The organism is Acidobacteriota bacterium, assembly GCA_034211275.1.
Classification (GTDB): domain Bacteria; phylum Acidobacteriota; class Thermoanaerobaculia; order Multivoradales; family JAHZIX01; genus JAGQSE01.
In genome coordinates this window covers 1-21,431 of sequence record JAXHTF010000033.1, presented here as the reverse complement: position 1 = coordinate 21,431, position 21,431 = coordinate 1, and the positions used below count along the sequence as shown (strand labels likewise).

Sequence of the window (21,431 nt, the reverse complement as noted above, 5' to 3'; positions counted from 1 at the left end):
GACGAGGAGGATGGATGGACTGGAATGAGGAGCTGGACGGTATCGCCGTGGTGGGGATGGCGGGGCGATTTCCCCGCGCTGCCGGAGTCGGGGAGCTCTGGCACAACCTGACCCACGACGTCGAAGGCGTCAGCACCTTCGATACGGAGGAGTTACGCGCCGAGGGAGTGTCCGGCGAGCTGCTGGCCCGTCCGGAATATGTTCCGGCAGCGGGAGTGCTGGAGGGCATCGACCGCTTCGACGCCGACTTCTTCGGCTTCTCGCCGCGGGAGGCGGAAATCCTCGATCCCCAGCACCGTCTCTTCCTGGAGAATGCCTGGCACGCCCTGGAGGACGCCGGCCTCGACAGCAGCCGCCCGGGCAGCCTGGGCAGCGATGCCCGGGTCGGAGTCTTCGCTGGCTCTGGCCTGAACGCGTATTTTCTGCTCCACGTCCATCCCAATCGGGAGCTCCTGGAGGTGGTGGGCGCCTACGCTGCGGTGCTGGCCACCGACGAGGACTTCCTCACCACCCGCACCTCCTACAAGCTCGACCTCACCGGCCCCAGCATCAGCGTGCAGACCGCGTGTTCCTCGTCCCTGGTGGCGGTGGGGCTGGCCTGCTCCAGCCTGATGAACGGCGAGTGCGACGTCGCCCTCGCCGGTGGTGTCACCGTCCGCCTACCCCACCGCGCCGGCTATCTCTACCAAGAGCAGGGCATCCTCTCTCCCGACGGCCGCTGCCGGCCCTTCGACGCCGCTGCCCGCGGCACCGTCCCCGCCAGCGGCGTCGGCCTGGTCACCCTCAAACGGCTGAGCGACGCAGTGGCGGACGGCGACACGGTGCGCGCCGTGCTCCGCGGCTGGGCGATCAACAACGACGGCGGCAAGAAGGTCGGCTACACCGCACCACGGGCGGACGGCCAGGAGGCGGCGATCCTCGAGGCGCTGGCCCTCGCCGGCTTCGATCCCGCCACCGTCGGCTATGTCGAGGGCCACGGCACCGGCACCGCGGTAGGGGATCCCATCGAGGTGGCTGCCCTCACCCGCGCCTTTCGCGCCCACACGGAGCGGCGAGGCTATTGCTCCCTGGGCTCCCTCAAGGGGCATCTGGGCCACCTGGACGGCGCCGCCGGCGGCGCCGGGCTGATCAAGGCGGTGCTGGCGGTGGAACAGGGCACGGTCCCCGGCACCCTCCACTTCCAGCGCCCCAACCCGGCGCTGCAGCTGGACGCCTCCCCCTTCATGGTGCACTCCGAGACCCGCCCCTGGTCCGAGGAGGTCGCCGGGGGCCCGCGGCGGGCGGGCGTTTCGTCCTTCGGCATCGGTGGCACCAACGCCCACGTGGTCTTGGAGCAGGCACCGGCGGCCAGCCGAGGTGCCGGCTCGCCGGACCCGGGGCCCCAGCTGATCGCCCTCTCCGCCTGCAGCGCCGACGCACTGCCGGTGCAGAGCCAGGCGTTGGCGGTGCACCTGCGGGCGCTCGACGCCGAGACTGGGGATTCCGAGGAGGAGGAGACCAGCGCCCAGCTCGCGGACATCGCCCACACCCTCGCCGCCGGCCGCCGCATCCTGCCCCGGCGTCGGGCCTGGGTGCTGCCGCCGGGAACGTCCCTGGCCGCCGGAGCTGAAGCTCTGGAAAGCGAGGGCATGGAAAGTGCCGTGGCCCAAGAGGCGAGCGGAACACAAGCCGAGGCGGCCGTTCCGGAGCTGGCTTTCCTCCTCCCCGGTCAGGGCTCTCAATACGTCGGCATGGCCGCCGGCCTCTACCGCCGCTACCAGGTCTTCCAGCGTGCCCTGGACCAATGCGCCGAGGTCCTCCAGCCGATCCTCGACCTCGATCTGCGCCGGGTGCTCTTTCCCGAGCCGGGTGCCGAGGAGCGAGCCGCCAGTGTCCTGGCGAGCACCGCCGTCACCCAGCCGGCGATCTTCAGCGTCGGCTATGCCGCATCGAGGCTGTGGGCCTCTTGGGGGGTCGAGGCGGGAGTGCTCCTGGGCCATTCCGTGGGCGAGTACCTCGCCGCCAGCCTCGCCGGAGTCTTTCACTGGCGCGACGCCCTGGAGTTGGTGGCGGAACGCGGTCGTCTGATGGCCTCGCTGCCGCCGGGGGCCATGGCCACGGTGCAGCTGCCAGAGGAGGAGCTGGCTTCGTGGCTGGAACGTCACCCCGCGATCCACCTGGCGGCGGTCAACGGCCCCGCGGTGTGTGCCGTGGGCGGCCCACCGGAGGCCCTGGACGCTCTGCTGGAAGCTCTGGAGGAGGAACAGGTCCACCATCGCCGGCTGCACGTCGACCGGGCCTTCCACTCCCCCGACCTCGACCCCCTCCTCGAGGACTTCGCGCAGCGGGTGGCGACGGTCCCCCGGCAGGCTCCGACCAAGGCTTTCCTCTCCTGCGTCACCGGCACTTGGATCTCCGCCTACGACGCCACCGACCCGGAGTATTGGGCCCGCCAGCTGCGTCAGCCGGTGCGATTCTCCGCCGCTGCGGCGGCGCTCTTGGAAGGGGCCGCCGGCAAGGGGAGGCGGCTCCTGGAGCTCGGCCCCGGCGAGGCCCTCACCACTCTGATGCGCCAGCAGCCGGCCTTCGAGAACGGCCAGCGTGCGGCCTCCGGCGGGCGCCATCCGCAGGATCCCCGGGACGACGCCACCGTGATCCTGGAGGCCTCCGCCGCCCTGTGGGTGGACGGGGTGCCGGTGCGCCTGGAGGCCCTGACCTCGGAGCTGCGGCTCCCGGAGCCCCATCGCCCGGAGCCGCATCGCCCGGAGCCCTACCGTCGCCGAGTCCCTCTGCCCCTCTATCCCTTCCAACGCCAGAGCTATTGGGTCGAGGCCACCACCCCGGTGAGCGCGCCCGAGCGGGGCAAGCGGGCGGACCGGGAAAGTTGGTTCTACGCCCCCGGCTGGCAGAGCGTCACCGAGCCGCCGGTGGCTGTCGAGGAGCCGGACGAGCCATCTCCCCGCCGATGGCTGCTGCTCACGACCGGCGGAGCGCCGGAACAGGAGTGGACGACCTCGTTGGCCGCCGGCCTCGGAACCGTAGCGCATCCAGCACCGACCAGCCCGGCACCGGAAAGCTCAGACCAAGCCCGGGAGCTGTTCCGAGAGCTCGCCGAAGGCTCCGGAACCCCTACCGACGTGGCTCTCCTGACCACGCCGCCGACTGCACCGGCGGCGGACGGCGCCGAAGCTCAGGAGCACCTGCTGCACCTGGTCCACGGCCTGGCGCAGGAGGTCCATCGGGAGACCGTTCGCCTGACGGTGGTAACCCACGGAGCTCTGGGGGTTCTGGGCACCGAAGCGGCGGGGGGAGCAGGTGCGAAGACCAGCGCAGGACCGGATGCCAATCCAACCTCCCAGCCCGCCGCTCTCGCGGGTCTGCTGCGCTGCATCCCCCAGGAACACTCCAACCTCCACTGCCGGCTCCTGGACCTGCCCGCCCCTAACGGCGACGGAATCTCCCGGGAGATCCAGCGACTGCTGCTGGAGGAGCTCCAGCGCGCCGAAGCCGACACCCAGGCGGAGATTCTGGCGTTCCGTGGAGCCCATCGCTGGCACCTGCACCTCGGCGCCTTCCCACTGCCGGCGCCGGCGGCGGAGGCGGCTCTGCTGCCCGCCGGCGCCCACGTCCTCATCACCGGCGGCCTGGGGCACTTCGGGCTCCTGCTAGCGGAGCATCTGCAGCGCCGCTGCGGCGCCCGCCTGAGCCTCCTCGACCCCCGAAGCCCCAGCGCTGCCGAGAAGCGCCGGTTGGAGAGCCTGGAATCCGTCGCAGTGCTCGCGGCGGACGTCGCCGACGCGGACCAGCTCTCCGCAGCCCTGGCGACGGGACGGGAGCGCTTCGGTGGCTACGACGCCGTCTTCCACTGCGCCGGCTTTGGCGGCGACGACAGCCCCGAAGCCCCCTTCCCCACCCCCTATCAAACCGTCGCCGAGACCGGCGGCGACTTCCTGCGGGTGCACCGGCGGCCCAAGGTGCGGGGACTGCAGCTCCTCGACCGGCTGCTGGCGGAGCAGGATCCAAGCCCGGCGACGGCGGTGGTGGCCACCTCCTTGGCCCCGATCCTGGGCGGCTTGGGGCTGGCGGCCTACGCAGCGGCGGACGCCGCCGTAGACGCCTTCGCCGAGCGCCGCGCCGGCCGCCTGCCCTGGTGCAGCGTCAATTGGGAAGGCTGGGAAGCCCCCCTGGAGGGTGCGGACTCGCTGGCCGCCGGATCTCTCGGAGCGGGCTCTCTGGGGGCGGCCCAAAGTGCCCTCACCCTCGACGACGACGAATTGTTGGACAGCGTCGACCGCGTTCTGGCTGCCCTCGCCGGCGGCCCCGGCGGCCCCGGCGGCCCGCGGCGGTTGGCGGTGGCCACCGGCGACTTGGAGACCCGGCGCCGGCAGTGGAGCCGCGCCGGCCGGGAGGCGGCGGGAGGCGGCGCGGGCAACGCCCGTACCACCACCCACCAGGCCCCCTATCGAGCCCCGGAAACCGCCACCGAGGAAACGGTGGTGGCCATCTGGCAGGAGCTCCTGGGGGTCGAAGCGGTGGGGCTGGACGACGATTTCTTCATGCTCGGCGGCTCCTCGCTGGTGGGATTGCAGGTGATCTCCAAGCTGCGTGCCGAGCTCGACGTGGAAATGCCCCTGCGCACCTTTTTCGAAGCCCGCACCGCCACCGCCTTGGCCCGAGAAATCGACTCCGAGAAGGCCCAAAAACAGGCCGAGGCGGCGCGCATGGACGAGCTCCTGGCGGAGATCGAGAACCTGTCACCGGAAGAAGTGGAAGCTCTGCTGGCGGAGGAGGAAGGATGAGCTCCGACGAGCTGCAACGACGCCTGGCATCGCTGCCGCCGGACAAGCGCCGGCTGCTGGAGCTGCGTCTGAAGCGCGAAGGACTGAGCCCCGAGGGCGGCCGCCGGAAGCCGGAAGGCTCGCCGGAGGCGGATCCCGGCGGCGCCCTCCAGCTGCCGTCGGAGCTCGCCCAGCCGGATCCCTCGGCACCGCCGGCGCCCATGGAGATGAGCCTCTTCTTCTTCTCCGCCGACGGCTCCGGCGGCGCCCGTCCCGGCCGCTATCAGCTGCTCCTAGACAGTGCCCGCTTCGCCGACCGCCACGGTTTCACCGCCGTCTGGACCCCCGAGCGCCACTTCCAAGACTTCGGCGGTCTCTACCCCAATCCTTCGCTCCTCGCCAGCGCCCTGGCCAGCATCACCGAGCGCATCGAGATCCGCGCCGGCTCGGTGGTGCTGCCGCTCCACGACCCGGTGCGGCTGGCGGAGGAATGGGCGGTGGTGGACAACCTCTCCGGCGGCCGCGCCGCCATCGCCTGCGCCGCCGGCTGGCACCCCGACGACTTCATCCTGCGGCCCCAGGACTATGAGGACCGTAAGGAAGTCTTGGTGCGGCATCTGGAAGACTTGCGCACCCTGTGGCGCGGCGACGCCATCGAACGGCGCAACGGCGCCGGCGAGACCATCGAGGTGCGCACCCTGCCGCGGCCCGTGCGGGAAGAGCTGCCGGTGTGGACCACCAGCTCCGGCAACACTCGCACCTGGGAGCAGGCGGGAGAGCTGGACACCCACCTCCTCTCCTCCCTGGGTAGCCAGCCCTTCCCCGATCTGGAGGAGAAGATCCGCCGCTACCGCGCTGCCCGCGAGGACGCCCTGGGCGAGGACGGCGGCGGCGGCGCGGGCGGCGAAGGCAAAGTCACCCTCATGCTCCACACCTACCTCGACGAGTCGTTGGCGGCGGCCCAGGAAGCGACCCGCGAGCCGCTGGGGGATTATTTGCGCAGCCATCTCCAGCAGCGCGACTCCTTCCTCACCGTCGAGGGCATCGACGAGACCGATCTGGAGGCCCTCATCCCCCTGGCCTTCGAGCACTACACCCGCGCCGCCTCCCTCATCGGCACCGCCGAATCGGTGACGCCGCTGATCAACTATCTGGCCCGGCTAGGGGTCAACGAGATCGCCTGCCTGGTGGACTTCGGCCTGGAACCGGAGCGGGTGATGGCGAGCCTGGAACGCCTGGCGGCCGTGGTCCGGCGGCATCACCCCACCGCCGCCGAGGCATCCGGGGCTCGGGTCTCCGACGCACGAGCATCCGGGGCAAGGACGCCCCAGGAGGGTATCCGATGAAGAGCTCGGACCTGCTGGAAAAGCGCATCGCCGCCCTGCCGCCGGAAAAGCGCCGCCTGCTGGAGCTACGGCTGCGCAAGGAAGGCCTGGACGAGGTCGGCGGCGAGATCCCCCGGGCCGCCGCCGCGGATCACTATCCCCTGACCTTCGGCCAGCAGCGGCTGTGGTTCATCGACCAGCTGGTCCCCGGCTCCGCGGCCTACAACATCCCCTTCGCCGGCCGGCTGGTGGGCCGGCTGCGCTATGGCCCCATGGCTCAGAGCCTGAACCAGCTGGTGCAACGCCACGCCGTGTTGCGCTCCCGCTTCACCAAGGTCGACGGCCAGGCGGTGCAGATCCCCATCCCGCCGGAAGAGTTGCCGGTGTTGCCCCTGAGGGTGCTCGATCTCTCTCGCCTCGGGGATCGGGCGGAGGCGGAGATGGAACGCCTCACCGCCGCCGAGGGGCGTCAGCCCTTCGACCTCGAGGAGCCGCCCCTGGCGCGGCTCAGCCTGCTGCGCATGCCAGACCCGGAAGAGATTCCCCAGGGGGTCGATGCGGACGAGGTCAGCGATCACCTGCTGGCGGTGACCATGCCCCACCTGGTCACCGACGCCTGGTCCATGGCCCTCTTCTTCCAGGAGCTACCGGAGCTCTACGACGCCCGGCTGGCCGGCCGGCCCCCGCAGCTGCCGGAGCTGACGGTGCAGGTCCATGACTACGCCGTGTGGCAGCGGCGGCGCTTCTCCGGTCCGCGGCTGGAAAAGGAGATGGAATTCTGGAAGCGCCAGCTGGACGGCGCACCGACGGTCCTCGAGCTGCCTACGGACCGGCCCCGCCCGGCGCGCCAGAGCTTTCGCGGCGAGCGCTACGCGGTGCAGCTGCCGGCGCAGCTCAGCGCCCGCATGGAGGCCTTCCACCGGCACCACGGTGTCACCCCCTTCATGCTCTACCTGGCGGTCTTCGGCGCTCTGCTCCACCGCTACAGCGGCCAGCGGGACCTGCTGGTGGGCTCGCCGGTGGTGACCCGGGAGCAGGAGAGCGCCCGACAGCTCATCGGTTTCTTTATCAACATCGCCGTGCTGCGCCTCGACCTGCGGGAGCAGAGGGGCCGGGAAGTGACCTTCCGCACCTTCCTGGAGCGGGTGCGGGATATGTGCCTGGCCAGCTTCGCCCATCAGGAAGTGCCCTTCGAACGGCTGGTGGAAGAGTTCTGGCACCGCCGCACCCTGCGGCGCAATCCCCTGGTCCAGGTCACCTTCGTGCTGCAGAACGTCGGCATCACCCACCCGGACTTCGAGGAGCTGGAGCTGCGCCACTTCCGCCAGACCGGTACCCGCACCGCCCGGGACGACCTGACCCTGGGTTTTTGGGAGGGTAACGAGGCCATGGCGGGGTGGTGGGAATACCCCACGGACCTCTTCGATCAGAGCACCATCGAGCGCATGTCCGGCCATCTGCTGCGGCTGATGGAGGGGGTTCTGGAGGACCCCGAAAGGCCGTTGGCGGAGTTGCCCATGCTCAGCGCCCAGGAGCGTCATCAGCTGTTGACGGAGTGGCAAGGCGGGACCGAGCCCGCAGCCCGTCCCAACCTGGCGGAGCTTTTCCTGCGAGCCGCCGACGCCCATCCCGAAGCCCCGGCGCTCTACCTGAGCCCACCGAGCACCACCCTGACCTACCGCGCCCTGGCGGCCCTCGCCCGCCGCTTCGCCCACCGCCTGCGCCGGGCCGGCGTCGGGCCGGAGGTGCCTGTCCCCATCCTGCTGCCCACCTCGCCGCAGCTGGTGGTGGCCATCCTCGGCACGGTGCTCGCCGGCGGCTATTCCGTACCCCTCGACCCCCGGGATCCCGCCTCCCGCCGGCGGCAGCTCCTCGGCCTGCTCCGGCAAACGGCTCCCGAGGCGCCGCCGGTGCTGGTGGCGGAGGAGGGCTTCGAGGACGCCGAGGAAAACCTCTGGACGGTGCTGATGCCGGAGCTGTCGGACTCGCCGCCGGCGTCGGACAGCGAGGAAGCGGCGCCTTTCGAGCCGCTCATCACCGACCCGAGCCAGCTGGCCTACTTGATGTTCACCTCCGGTTCCAGCGGCCGGCCCAAGGCGGTGGCGGTGCCCCACGGCGCCGTCGTGCGGCTGTTGCAAGGGCTGCGGACCCCGCGGGCGGTGCTGCGGCTGGGCCCCGGCGAGGTGCTCTTCCAGCTCGCCCCACCGAGCTTCGACGCCTCGACCCTGGAGCTCTGGGGAGCCCTCGCCACCGGCGCCGCCCTCGCTCTGCCGGCCGGGTCTCAGCGCTCACTGGAGGAGATCACCGGCGGCATCGAGGCCTATGGCGTCACCACCCTCTGGCTCACCGCCGGCCTCTTCCATCTGATGGTGGAAAAGCACCCCGACGCCCTGGCGAAGGTCCCCCAGCTCCTCGCCGGCGGGGACCGGCTGGCAGCGCCGGCAGTGCGGGCGGCGCTGGCGAGGGTAGCCCGGGAGCCCGTCGGGGAAGGCCGCTCGGCACCGGCGGTGATCAACGGCTACGGCCCCACCGAGGCCACGGTCTTCACCACCTGCCGGCGCTTCGAGCCCGGGGACGAGGTCTCCGACAGCGTCTCCCTGGGCTGGCCCTTGGGGGGCACCCGGGTAGTGGTAGCCAGCGCCACCGCCGGGGCCCACCTGCAGCCGGTGGGGGTTCCCGGCGAGCTGCTCATCGGCGGCGACGGCCTCGCCCGGGGCTATCTCGGCGATCCCCGGGCCACCGCCCTCGCCTTCCGCCCCGATCCCTTCGCCAGCGAGGCCTCCGCCGGCGGGGCGGGAGCGCGGCTCTACCACAGCGGCGACGGCGCCCGACGCCTGCCGGACGGCTCGTTGGATTTCCTCGGACGCCTCGACCGCCAGGTCAAGGTGCGAGGCCTACGGGTCGAGCCCGGAGAGATCGAAGCCGCCCTCACCGCCCTGCCGGAGATCGAATCCGCCGCGGTGACTACCCGCCCCAGCCCCGGCGGTGAGGGCATCCAGCTCGTCGCCTTCGCGGTCTCGAAACAGACTGAAGAAGAGCTCCGCGGCGCCCTGGCGGAGCGGCTGCCGGCGAACCTGCTGCCGGCGCGCATCGTGCCGATAGCCCAGCTGCCCCTCACCGACCGCGGCAAGGTGGACCGCGGCGCGCTCCTCGATCTGCTCTCGGAGGAGCAGACTGCGGAGCTCGACGACCAGCCTCGGGATGCCGTAGAGGAACGGCTGGCGGCCATCTGGGCGGAGCTCCTGGGCCGCCCGCGGGTGGGCATCCACGACGATTGGTTTGCCCTCGGCGGCGACTCCATCCTTTCTATCCAAGCCCTTGCTCGGGCCGCCGAGGCGGGGATTCGGCTGCAGCCGGAGGCCATCTTCACCCACCCCACCATCGCCCGCCTGGCGACGGTGGCGGAGCTGGAGGAAGAGCGCGGTCCTGTGGAGGCGCCCCCCGGACCGGTCCCCCTGACCACCACCCAGCGATGGTTCTTCGAGCTGCCCCTGGAACATCCCGAGCATTGGAATCTGGCCCTGTGGGTGGTGGCGCCGCGGCGTCTGACCGTGGAGAGCCTGCACACCGCGGCGGCACGCCTGGTGCAACGCCACGATGCCCTACGCCTCTCCTTCGAGGGCGACGGTGCGGAGCTCCACCAGCAGCTCCACGGCGAGGCGGCGGCCCCGGCGGTGACGGTGCGGGACCTCCGCCAGCTGCCGCCGTCGGAGCTCGACCAGGAGCTGGAAGCGGCGGCGGACGCGCTCCAGGGAGGTTTCGATCTGGCGCATCGGCAGGAGAGCTCACTGCTGCGGTTGATGCTGGCAGAGCTGCCGGAATCTTCGGCGAGCCCCACCGGCGAAGCCGTCCCCCAACGCCTGCTGCTGGTAGTCCACCACTTGGTGGCAGACACCGTCTCCTGCGCCGTCCTGGCGGAGGAGCTGCTGGCGCTGGCGGAGGAACCAGACCGAGCTCTGACCCCGGCCACCCCCTTCGCCCTGTGGGCCCGGGGCTCCCGGACGGCTCGGGGCTCTCGGATGGACACAGAGCCCCGGGATGAGCTCTCCCCCGCTCCCCTCCTCGATCATCCCGAAGCCGATGGCCGCGAGGCGGCGGTCCAACGACTCTCCCGCCGGCTGCCGGTGGAGCTGACGGAGGATCTCTACCAGCGGGCCGGCGAAGCCTACGGCACCCGCCCGGACGAGCTCCTGCTCACCGCCCTCGCCCGCACCCTGGCGGACCGCGCCGCCGAGCTGGAGCCCGGGACGCACACCATCAGCCTGTGCCTGGAGGGCCACGGCCGCGACGGCGGCCACGGCGATGCCGCCGGCCAGGAGGTCGAGGCCGGCGAGGAGTGGAACCTCGCCCGCACCGTCGGCTGGCTGACCCGCCTCACCGGCGTCGAGTTGAAGCTCGGTGACGGCTTCGAGGACGACCCCGGCGGCGACCTCACGAGGGTGAAGGAGGGCCTACGGCAGCAGCTGCGCGCCGGCGGCGCCAGCCCCCGGGGCCTGCCCGTGGCCTTCAACCATCTGGGACGCCTCGACCGCATGCTGGCCGCCAGCGGCATCCGGGTTCTCGACGCACCGGTGGGCACTCTCCATCACCCGGAGGATCCCCGGCCCTTCCCCCTCGAGCTGCTGGTCTACTCGCTGGAAGACCGGCTGCACTTGCTGTGGAGCTACGACCGGCGGCTCGAAACCGCCACCGTCGAGGCTCTGGCCGCGGCGCTGGAAGAGCACCTGGAGACCCTGGTGAGCCATTGCCTGGACCCGAAGGCCGGCGGCTTCACCCCCTCCGACTTCCCCCAAGTGGAAATTAGCCAACAATCCCTCGACCAGTTGATGAACCGGATCGCCGGCGGGTCCGCCGACCAGGACGAGCCCTCCTCGTGAAGCCCTCCGCCCTGGAGACCCTGTGGCCGCTGTCGCCGATGCAGGAGGGCATGCTCTTCGAGAGCCTGGCGTCGGAGCGGCCCGGGCTCTACCACGAGCAGACCTTCGGCACGATCCTTGTTCCCGCGAGGGCGCGCCGCGGTGATCTCGACCGGTCAGCGCTGCGCCGCGCCTGGAATCGGGTCCTCGCCCGCCATCCGGCGCTGCGGGCTACCTTCTTCTGGGAGGAGGTGGAGCAGCCGGTGCAGGCCATTCACCGCAGCGCCTCCATGCCGTGGCACGAACTCGACTGGCGACGGCTGACGGAAGGCGAGGCGGCGGAGAGTTTCCGCCAGCTGCTCCAGGCGGACCGTGGCCATCCCTTCGACCTCACCCGGCCACCGCTCCAGCGCTTCACCCTGATCCGCCTGGCGGACGCGGCGGAGGGAGCCCGCTGGCGTTTTCTGTGGAGCTTCCATCACCTGCTCCTGGACGGCTGGTCGCTGTACCTGGTGCTCGAGGAGGTGCTGGCGCTCTACTCTGCAGAGACGGGCGCCGCGGAGACGGGCGCCGCGGAGACGGGCGCCACCGGCGCGGCCGGGCTGCGACTGCCGGCGCGAAGAGCCTACGGTGACTTCCTGACTTGGCTGCAGCGTCGGGGGCTGCCCCCGGCCGATGAGGCCGGAGCCTTCTGGCGACCGCAGCTGGCCGGCGACGCCTCCCTGGGATTCCTCCAGAAGCGCCTGGTCCCAAGGTCGGGAGCACCTTCCCAGGAGGTCGATCAAAGAGCCCTGGAACGCCGGCTGACAGAGGGTCGCTGCTCTGCCCTGGAGGCTACCGCCCGGGCCGCCGGCATCACCCCGGCGGTGCTGGTGGAGGCTTGTTTCGGCCTGCTGCTGGGGCGTTGGAGCGGCCGCTCCGACGGTGGCCGTCCCTGGGCTCGTTTCGGCACCGTGGTCTCGGGCCGGCCGGCGCAGTTGCGGGGCATCGAGGGGATGCTCGGACTCTTCGTCAACACCCTGCCGGTGCGGATCGAGGTGGATCCGGCGGAGAGCCTTCGCTGCTTCCTCCAGCGGATCCAACAGGGCTCGGTAGATCGGCGGCGCTTCGAGCACACGCCGCTGGCCAAGATCCGCCGCTGGTCCGGAAGAAGCCAGCACGAAATGCTCTTCGAAGCCATCCTGGCGTTCGAGAACTATCCCCGCGGCTCCGCCGACTTCACCGCCGCCGACCCCGATGCCGCGGGAGGCCTGAAGGTGCTGGATCTGAACACCGTCGAGCGCCTGCCCTTTCCCGTCGGCCTCGGGGTCGCCCCCGGGGACCGTTGGCTGCTGCGCCTGGTCTATCACCCGTCGCGGCTGCCGGAGCTCCAGGCTCGGCGTTTCCTCCGCGCCCTGGAGGAGCTGCTGACGGCGGTCACGGACGGGGCTCTCGACCGGGCCCTCGACCGGGCCGTCGCCACCCTGCCTCATCTTTCGGCCCCGGAGCGCCATCAGCTGCGCTGGGAGTGGAGCGCCGCCCCGGGCAGCCCGGAGGGCGGGGTAGACCTTCTCGAGCGCCTCGCCCATCACGCCGCGGTAAGGCCCGAGCAACCGGCGCTGGAGCCTTCGCCGCTGGATGCCGAGAGCTCCTCCATCTCCTACGGTGAGCTCCATCGCCGCCTGCACCGCCTGGCCCGAGGCCTTCGCCGCCGCGGCATCGGCCTCGGCGATACGGTGGCGGTGCTCTGTCCCCGCAGCCCGCGATGGGTTCTCGCCGCCCTGGCGGTGACCACCACCGGCGCCGCCTATCTGCCCCTGGATCCGGCCTACCCGGCGAGCCGGCGGCGCTGGATGCTTGAAGATTCGGGAGCCCGGGCCCTGTTGGTCCCCGACGGGACCGAGGAGGCCGACGAGAACACCGAGAACACCATTCCGCGGTGGAGTTGGAGCACCGTGGAGGAAGAAGGTGGCGAGGGGCCATCCCTGGAGACTCCCCCCGGCGCGGCGCCGGCCTACCTCATCTACACCTCCGGCTCCACCGGCCGCCCCAAGGGAGTGCGCCTCGGACGGCGTGGCTGGAGCCTGTTGGTAGAAGCCCTGCTGCGGCTACCCGTCCGCCCCGGGGAGCGCGCGTCCCAGCTCACCTCTCCCAGCTTCGACGCCTCGGTGTGGGAGGTCACCCTCGCCCTCGGCGCCGGCGCCACCCTCTGCCTGGTGACGCCGGAGGAGATCCAGCGCGCCGGCGGAGTCGGCGAGGTCGCCGCCCACCGCCGTCTGCACCACGTTTCCACCCTTCCCTCCCTCCTCGCCGCCGAGGAGGTCGCCGTCGGGATCGACCCAGGGGCCAAGGACGAGGAATCCGATGAGGCCTTTCCCCGCACCCTCTTCGTCGGCGGCGAAGCCCTGCCCGCCGGCATGGTGCGGCGGTGGGCACCGGGGAGGCGGCTGTTCAACTGCTATGGACCGGCGGAGATCACCTCCACCTGCTCCCTCGGCGAGCCGGCGAAGGCTTCGGTCCGGCGCTCGGAGCGTGATTCCGATGATGCCAGACTCGATGAAGCCAGACCCGATGCAGGTCGCCCCGCCGCCGCCGCCCGACTGCACATCTTGCCCCCCGGCGCGGGCAGCAGCGCACCGCCGCTGCCCGTCGGCTCCGTCGGCGAGCTGTGGGTCGGCGGCCCGGGGCTGGCCCACGGCTACCACCGCCGTCCCGCCCTCACCGCCGCCGCCTTCCAGCCCGACCCCACGCCGCCCCCGGGAACCCTCGGGGCTCGCCTCTACCGCACCGGCGATCTCGCCCGCTGGACCGCCGACGGCCGGCTGGAGATTCACGGGCGCTTGGACGACCAGGTCAAGATTCGCGGCCATCGGGTGGAGCCCGGGGAGATCGCCGCCGCCCTCGGCACCCATCCCGCCATCGCCCAGGTGGCGGTGGTGTCCCGACCCCTGGGGGGCGAGCTGCAGCTGGTGGCCTACGGCGAGCTCGTCCCCGGTGCCGAAGAGCCACAGCCCCGGGAGCTCAACGCCTTCCTCTCCCGACGTCTGCCGCCGGCGCTGCTCCCCGGACGCTACCTCTTCCTGAATGCCCTGCCCCGCACCGCCAACGACAAAATCGATCGCCAAGCTCTCCCCGATCCCGGCGCCGCACCGGCCATCTCCCGCAGCGCGGACGCCGGGGCCGCCGCCGATGCGGGACCGTCCGGTGAGACCGAAGAACGGCTGGCGGAGATCTGGGGCCAGGTCCTGGGAGTGGCCTCGGTGGGGCGGGACGATCACTTCATCGACCTCGGCGGCGACTCCATCCTCAGCCTGCAGCTGGCGGGGCGGCTGCGGCGGGAGGGGTTTCCGGTCTCGCCGGCGGATCTCTTCGAGCACCCCACCGTCGCCCGGCTGAGCCGTCGGCTGGAACGGGGGGAGAGCGCCGGCGAAGGTCCCGGAGAAGATCCCAGTGACGACCTCGCCGAGCCGCCGGAAGCCGGCGAGGAGATTCCCCTCACCCCGGTGCAGCGCTGGTTCTTGGAGGGCAATCCCGCCGACCCCCATCACTTCACCCTCGGCGTCACCCTGGAACCGCCGGTGGATCTGGATCTGCGGCGCCTGGAGCTGGCCCTGGGGGAGCTCTTGCAGCGTCATGAGGCGCTGCGGGCAACCTTCGAGGTCGAGGAAGAGACAGAAGCAGGCCAGGGCGGCGCGGTGTGGCGCCAGCGCCATCGCCCCACCGCGGAGCTACCCCTCGCCTCCTTGCTCGTCGTGCGGGACCTGAGCCGCCTGCCGCCGGAGGACGCGGCGGCGCAGCAGCGGCGGCTGGCGGACGCGCTCCAGAAGTGCTTCGACCTCTCCCGCGGTCCGATGATGCGGGGGCTGCTGATGCGCATGGAGGAGGGACCGCGCCTGCTCTTGACCGCCCATCACCTAGTGGTAGACGCCTACTCCTGGATGCTCCTCCTGGACGACCTCGAGGCCCTCTACCATCGCCGCCCTCTGCCCCCCGTCGCCACTCCCTGGCACCGCTGGGCTCGGGCCGTGGCCCGGCGGGAAGCCGAGCTCCTCGCCGAGGAGACTTCTCCGGAAGAGCCCTGCCAGCGGCTCTTCGCCGACGATGAAGCGAGCACCTACGGCGAAGCCCGACTGCTCCGGCAGCGCCTCTCCCGAGAGCTCAGCACCGGCCTCGACGGGGGCGCCACCCGCCAGAGCCGGACCGATGCGGAGACGCTGCTGCTGGCGGCGCTGGCGGCGGCGCTGGCGGCCTGGGGCGGCCTCGAGCCCGGCGCCCGCCTGCGGCTGCATCTCGAAGGCCACGGCCGCGACCTCCTCTCTCCTCTCTCCCAGAGCGAGTCCGCGGTACTGGACGCCTCCGGCACCGTCGGCTGGCTCACCTCCCTCGCCGCGGTGGTGGTGACGGTGCCGGCGGTGGGGGCCCACGACGGCACGGTGGAGTCCTGGGTCCACGCCGTCAAGACCGGCCTCGCTGCGGCCCACCCCCTGTTGGGAACCCGCGAGACCGCCGAGGTCAGCTTCAACTTCCTCGGCAGCCTGCCGGCCCGACCCGCGGGCGACGGAGCCTTCCGCTGGCTTCCAGAGGCTCCCGGCGGCGCCCCCCGCTCGCCCCACCAGCAGCGTCGCCATCGGCTGGAGATCAATGTCTACCGCGGCGCTCCGGGGGAGGCCTCCGGGGATCCGTCGGAGGCTCCGCTGCAGGTGGTCTGGGCCTATGCCCCAAGGGAGATCCCGGAGACCGAGATGGAGGCCCTGGCGGCCAGCTTCGAGACGGTGGCGGAGGAGCTGGAGCGATGCCTGAGGGAGGAGCCCACGCGCCTGTGGGCGGCCCCGGACTTTTCGTGCCCGGGGCTGACCCGAGAAGCTCTGACGGCAGCCCTGCGCCAGCTGCCGGCACCGCCGGAGGAAATCTACGAGCTGACCCCGTTGCAACAGGGCATCCTCTTTCATTGGGCGACCCACCGGGATGCCGAGACCCGTAGAGATACGCCAGGAGAGGGCCAGAGCGCCGCGGAGGCCGGGGCTCCGCCCTATGTGGAGCAATTCCACTGCGTGCTGGAGGGTGACATCGACCCCGAGGCCCTGCGCGGCGCCTGGGCCCGGGCGGTGCGCCGCCACAGCGTGCTCCGCACCGCCTTCCTCCGTCCCGGCGACACCAGCTCCGCTGAGCCGCTGCAGGCGGTGCTGCCGGCGAAGGCGGTGACGGTGCCCTGGCGGCAGGAGGATTGGCGCAGCGACGGTCTCGACGAGGACGGCGAGGCGCGGCGTTTGGAGGCTCTGCTGCGCTCCGAGGCCCGGGACATGGATCTGCTGCGTCCCCCCCTCCTCTCCCTCGTGCTGGCGCGCATCGGTGCGCGGCGCTGGCGCTTCCTGTGGACCCACCACCATCTGCTGCTCGACGGCTGGTCCGCTGGGCAGCTGCTGGCGGAGGTCTTCGCCGTCTATCGCCTCGGCGAATCCTCCGAGCTGCCCAGAGCCCGTCCCTTCCTCGACCACATCCGCTGGCTACGCACCCGCGACCGGGCCGGTGCCCGGGATTTCTGGCGCTCAGCGCTGACCGGGGCCGCCGGAGCCGTCCCGCTGCCGCCCCCCCGCCGCAGCGCCGCCGCCGGCTCCGCCGAGGTCCACCGCCGGCTGAGCCCCGCGGAGGCCGAAAGACTTCAGAGCTGGGCCCGCCGACAACGCCTCACCCTCAGCACCCTGGTGGACGGCGCTTGGGCCTTGCTCCTAGCTCATTGGAGCGGCCGGCGCAAGGTCACCTTCGGTTCCGTGGTGTCGGGCCGGCCACCGGAACTCGCCGGCCAGGAAGCGGGACCCCGAGCCGGGGGCGGCGAGGTCACTCTGGGCCTCTTCATCAACACCGTGCCGACGGCGGTGGAGGTGCTCTCCGACGCCTCGCCGGAGGCCTGGCTCGCAGGCCTGCAGGAACAGAACACCCGTCGCGGCTCCCACGAATGGGTCTCCCTACCGGCCATCCGCCGCTGGACTCGAGCCGAGGGGGAGGACGGTTCCAACGACCCGCCGGAGCTCTTCAACACCCTCGTGCTCTTCGAGAGTTACCCCCTGGACGCCTCCGTGGAACAGGCCTCGGGAGAGCTGGGAGTGAGCGACGCGGTGATGGAAAACCGCACCGAATATCCACTGGTGCTCACCGTCCTGCCGGGGCCACCGCTGGAGCTGCGGGTGCAATACGAGGCCGGCAGAGTGGACCGCACCATCGCTCTCCGGGCCCTCGAAACCACGACACGGCTGCTGCTAGAGCTGCCGTCGGGAGCCCAGCGGCTGGCACAGCTCAGCCCTCTGAGCCCAGCCCAGCGGCATCAGCTGCTGCTGGAGACCGCCGGGGCCGCCGGTGACAGCCCGTCCGACCCCGCGGAGCTGGTGCTCGCCGCCGTCCGCCGCTGGCCCGAGGCGACGGCCTTGGAGGATCCGTCGGCGGGCATCGCCTGGAGCTTCGCCGAGCTGTGGCAGCGAGCCCAAGCCCGGGCCGCCGAGAGACGGTCTCGAAACGGCTCGCTACGGCAAGCTTGGGTCATCGACGAGGACCAGCTCGGTAGCCGCTCCGAGGCGGTGCTGGAGATGCTGGCGGCGGTGCTCGCCGGCATTCCCTATCTGCCGCTGGATGCGGAGGCGCCGCCGCAGCGCAAGGAGCTGCTCAGGGCCTCCGCCGAAGATCTGCCGGCGGAGGTCGCCGATCCCGTAGCGCCCCACCCCGAAGCCGCCGCCTACCTGCTCTTCACCTCCGGTTCCACCGGCCGCCCCAAAGGGGTGGTGATCTCCCGCAGGGCCTTCGGCCATCTCGTCGGTGCCGCGGCCCGCGCCTTCGGCCTCCGGCACCGGGACCGGGTGCTGCAATTCTCCGCCCTCGCCTTCGACGTCGCCGGCGAAGAGCTGTTCACCAGCTGGTCCGTAGGAGCCACGGTGGTCCTGCCCCCGCCGGCGGCCCGGGAATCCTTCGTCGAGCTCGGCGCCTTCCTGGACCGCGCCGCGGTCACCGTCATCAACCTCCCCGCCTCCTTCTGGCGCCGATGGATCGAGTCCCTGGCGGGGGCCTCCCTGCCCGGAGCACTCCGCCGGGTGGTGGCCGGCAACGAAGCCGTCTCCGCCCGGGCTCTCCAACGCTGGCGCGAGCTGAGGAGGCCCGGAGCTTCGGACCCGGTGCCGATGATCAACGCCTACGGCCCCACCGAGGCCACGGTCACCGCCCTCACCCACCGTCCGTCGGTGCCCGAGCCAGTGCCCCCGGAGAGCTTGCCCCCCGACTTCAGCTCGGTGGCGGTGGGCCGGCCCCTGTCTCGGATGCGGGCCTACCTCCTCGACCGCCGCGGCGAGGTGGTGCCACCGGGTTGGCCGGGGGAGCTCTGTCTCGCAGGACCGGGCCTCGCCCGCGGCTATCTCCACCAGCCCCGGCGCACCGCCGAGAGCTTCCGCCCCGATCCCTTCTCCGCCCTCGCCGGCCTACCGGGATCGAGGCTTTACCACACCGGCGACCGGGCCCGACAGCGCCCCGACGGAGCGGTGGAGATCCTCGGTCGCCTGGACCGCCAGCTCAAGCTCCGGGGCCTGCGCATCGAGCCCGGGGAGATCGAAGCGGCCCTCGCCGGGCACCCGGCGGTGGGAGAAGCGGCGGTGCGGATGGTGGCGGGGGTCGGAAGCCACTCCGGCCCGCGCCTGGCGGCCTACTTCGAGCCCGCCTCCAACAGACCGGAACCCGCCGCCGCCAACGAGACTCCGGAGGGCGAGAAGCTGGGAGACGGGGCGCTGGGAGACGGGGGGCTGGAGAAGGATCTCCGTGCCTTCCTGGGCACCCGGCTTCCCGCTGCGTGGGTGCCGTCGCTCTTCGTCCCCATGCCCCGCCTTCCCCGCACCCCCGGCGGCAAGGTGGCCCTGGGCCAGCTGCCGGCGCCGGAAGAGCTCGCGACGGAGACCCCGTCGGCAGGCCCGATGCCCCAGGACGCAGCCCCCGGCCGCCAGCTCAGCCCCGCCGAGGCCGGGCTGGCGGAGATCTGGGCGGCGGTGCTGGGGGTCGAGGAGGTGGCTCCGGAGGACGACTTCTTCGCCCTTGGCGGCGACTCCATCCTCAGCCTGCAAATCGCCGATATGGCGCGGGAGAAGGGCCTGCGCATCTCCCCTCGAGAACTCTTCCAGCACCGCACCCTCGCCGACCTGGCTGCCGCCGCCCGCCCCGTGGAGGCGGCGGAGGAAGGCCGGCGGCTGGATCGGGGCCCCGCTCCCCTGCTGCCGCTCCAAGATTGGTTCTTCAGCACCGAGCCGCCCCATCCAGAGCATTGGAATCAGGCGATCCTGCTACGACCGGCGGCGGAGCTGACGGCGCCGGCGGCGGAGCGGGCTTTGAGGGCGGTGATCGCTCACCACGGTGCCCTTCGGGCCAGCTTCCGATGGCGGCCGAGGCAGGGCACCTGGAGCCAGAGGTTGATGGATCCCGCCGAGGCGCCGTTCCATCTCCGGCGCCTGGACCTCCGCAGGGTGGCCGGGGCCGAGGACCGCCGCCGCGCCTTCGAGAAGGCCGCCGCCGGGCTCCACAGCAGCTTCGATCTCTCTCGGCCGCCGCTGCTGGCGGCGCTGTGGCTCGAGCAGCCGCCGGAGGCCGGCCCCCGCTGGCTGCTGGTGGCTCATCACCTGGTGGTGGACGGGGTGTCCTGGCGGGTGCTGCTGCAGGACCTGGCCCGCAGCCTGGCACGAAAGGCTCTACCACCGGCGGTTTCCACCCGCGCCTGGAGCGAGGCCTTGCAGCGTTGGGCTCATTCCCCCGCCGGCCACCGGCAAGTGGAGCGCTGGGCACCCCCCGCAGATCCTCCGCCGCCGCTGCCGACAGCGGTGACGGAAGGCGACGCCCCCGACATCCACCGGGAAGCGGCGGTGGTGGAATCGCAGCTGTCGAAGGAGCTCACCGACTTCCTCCTCACCGGCGCCGACGCGGCCTACGGCAACCGTCCGGAGGAAGTGATCCTCACTGCTGCGGTCCTCGCCTTCCGCCGCTTCCACGGAACTCCTGCGCCGGTGCGGGTGATGCTCGAAGGCCACGGCCGCAAGGCCCCAGAAGCGGGCCCGGAAGCAGGTTCGGAAGCAGGCATGAGCGGGGCTCCGGAAAGCCTGGACCTGAGCCGCACCGTCGGTGCCCTCACCGCCCTTTACCCGGTCGCCCTGGAGCTGCCGGCGGACGATGCGGCGGAGGCACTGATGCGGGTGAAGGAAACCCTGCGCCGGATCCCCGACGGCGGTCTGGGCTATGGCGCCCTCACCGCCGCCGGCCTGGTGCAGCCCTGGCCCGGCGCTGACTTCAGCTTCAACTACCTGGGCCGGGGCGAGCTCCCCGCCGACGACCAGCTGCCCTTCGCCCTGGTGGAGGACGCGCCCGGACCCGCGGTGCACCCGCTCCAGCCCCGCCCCTTCCCCTTCGACCTCAACGCCGTGGTCCGGGGCGGCCGGCTGCAGCTGCATTGGAGCTTCAGCCAGGGCCGTCACCCTCGCGCCACCGCCACCGAGCTGGTGCAGAGCTGGGGCCGAGAGATCGAACGCCTGCTGGAGCATTGCCGGGAGCCCCACCACGCCGCCTACACCCCCACCGACTTCCCCCGAGCGATCCTCGGCGGCACCGAGCCCCAGTGGCTGGAACGGGAAGAGCTGGCGGCGCTGCCGCTCCCCGTCAAGCTCCCCGTCGAGCTCCCCGTCAAGCTCCCGGAAGACGGTCCCGACGGTGGACGCCGCCGCCCGGTGCAGGACCTCTATCCCCTCTCCCCGATGCAGCAGGGTCTGGTCTTCCACAGCCTCTACGACGCCGGCGGCACCACCTATTTGCAGCAGCTGTGCTGCACCCTGGACGGTCCGCTGGACCCCGAGCGTTTCCGGCGCGCCTGGGACGAGACGGTGGCGCGACACGAGATCCTGCGCGCCGCGCTGGTACCGCGTCCCAAGGGCGAGCCCCTGCAGGCGATCCACCGGCGGGTGGTGCTGCCGTGGGCCCAGGCCCGGTGGTCCCCCGAGGAGGCCGGGGCGGCACTGGAACGAGCGCTGGCGGAGGACGCTCGCCAGCCCGTGGACCTGGAACGGCCGCCGCTGTTGCGCTTCGCCCTCTACGCCGTCGCCGAGGCGGGAGAGACGCCCCGCCGCCACGTCTTCCTGTGGACCCACCACCACCTCCTGTTGGACGGCTGGTCCACCGGCTTGGTGCTGGCGGAGGTGCTCCAACGCTATGCCGAGCCCTCGCTGCGCCTGCCGCCGGCTCACCGCTACGGAGAGCTCATCGCCTGGCAACGCCGCCTTCACCACCATTCCAGCGAAACCTTCTGGCGGCGCTACCTGCGCCGCTGGCCCGGTCCCACACCGCTGCCCCTGGACGGCACCGGCCGCCGGGGCGGCGCAGAAACGCCGGCGGAGGACGCTCCCGAGCCGCCTCAAAGGATCGTCGGACCGGCCACGGTGGCGCGGCTGGAGGCGTTGGGGCAGCGGCGGGGACTGACCCTCAGCACCCTGGTGCAGGGCGCCTGGGCGGTG

General features: G+C 72.1%; 4 protein-coding genes. All 4 read left to right on the top strand.

Going from position 1 to position 21,431, the window contains the following annotated elements:
• The first annotated feature begins 14 nt into the window (after positions 1-14).
• Positions 15-4,778, top strand: a complete 4,764-nt coding sequence (locus SX243_07880; protein ID MDY7092875.1) for an SDR family NAD(P)-dependent oxidoreductase — start codon at positions 15-17, stop codon at positions 4,776-4,778.
• Positions 4,775-6,103, top strand: a complete 1,329-nt coding sequence (locus SX243_07875; GenBank protein MDY7092874.1) for a MupA/Atu3671 family FMN-dependent luciferase-like monooxygenase — start codon at positions 4,775-4,777, stop codon at positions 6,101-6,103. The genes SX243_07880 and SX243_07875 overlap by 4 nt, the downstream gene beginning before the upstream one ends.
• Positions 6,100-10,959, top strand: coding sequence for an amino acid adenylation domain-containing protein (locus SX243_07870; protein MDY7092873.1), 4,860 nt, complete (start codon positions 6,100-6,102; stop codon positions 10,957-10,959). Before SX243_07875 ends, SX243_07870 begins: the two co-directional genes overlap by 4 nt.
• Positions 10,956-21,431: amino acid adenylation domain-containing protein (locus tag SX243_07865; GenBank protein MDY7092872.1), on the top strand; the 10,476-nt coding region annotated here is incomplete at its 3' end. The genes SX243_07870 and SX243_07865, both read left to right, overlap by 4 nt.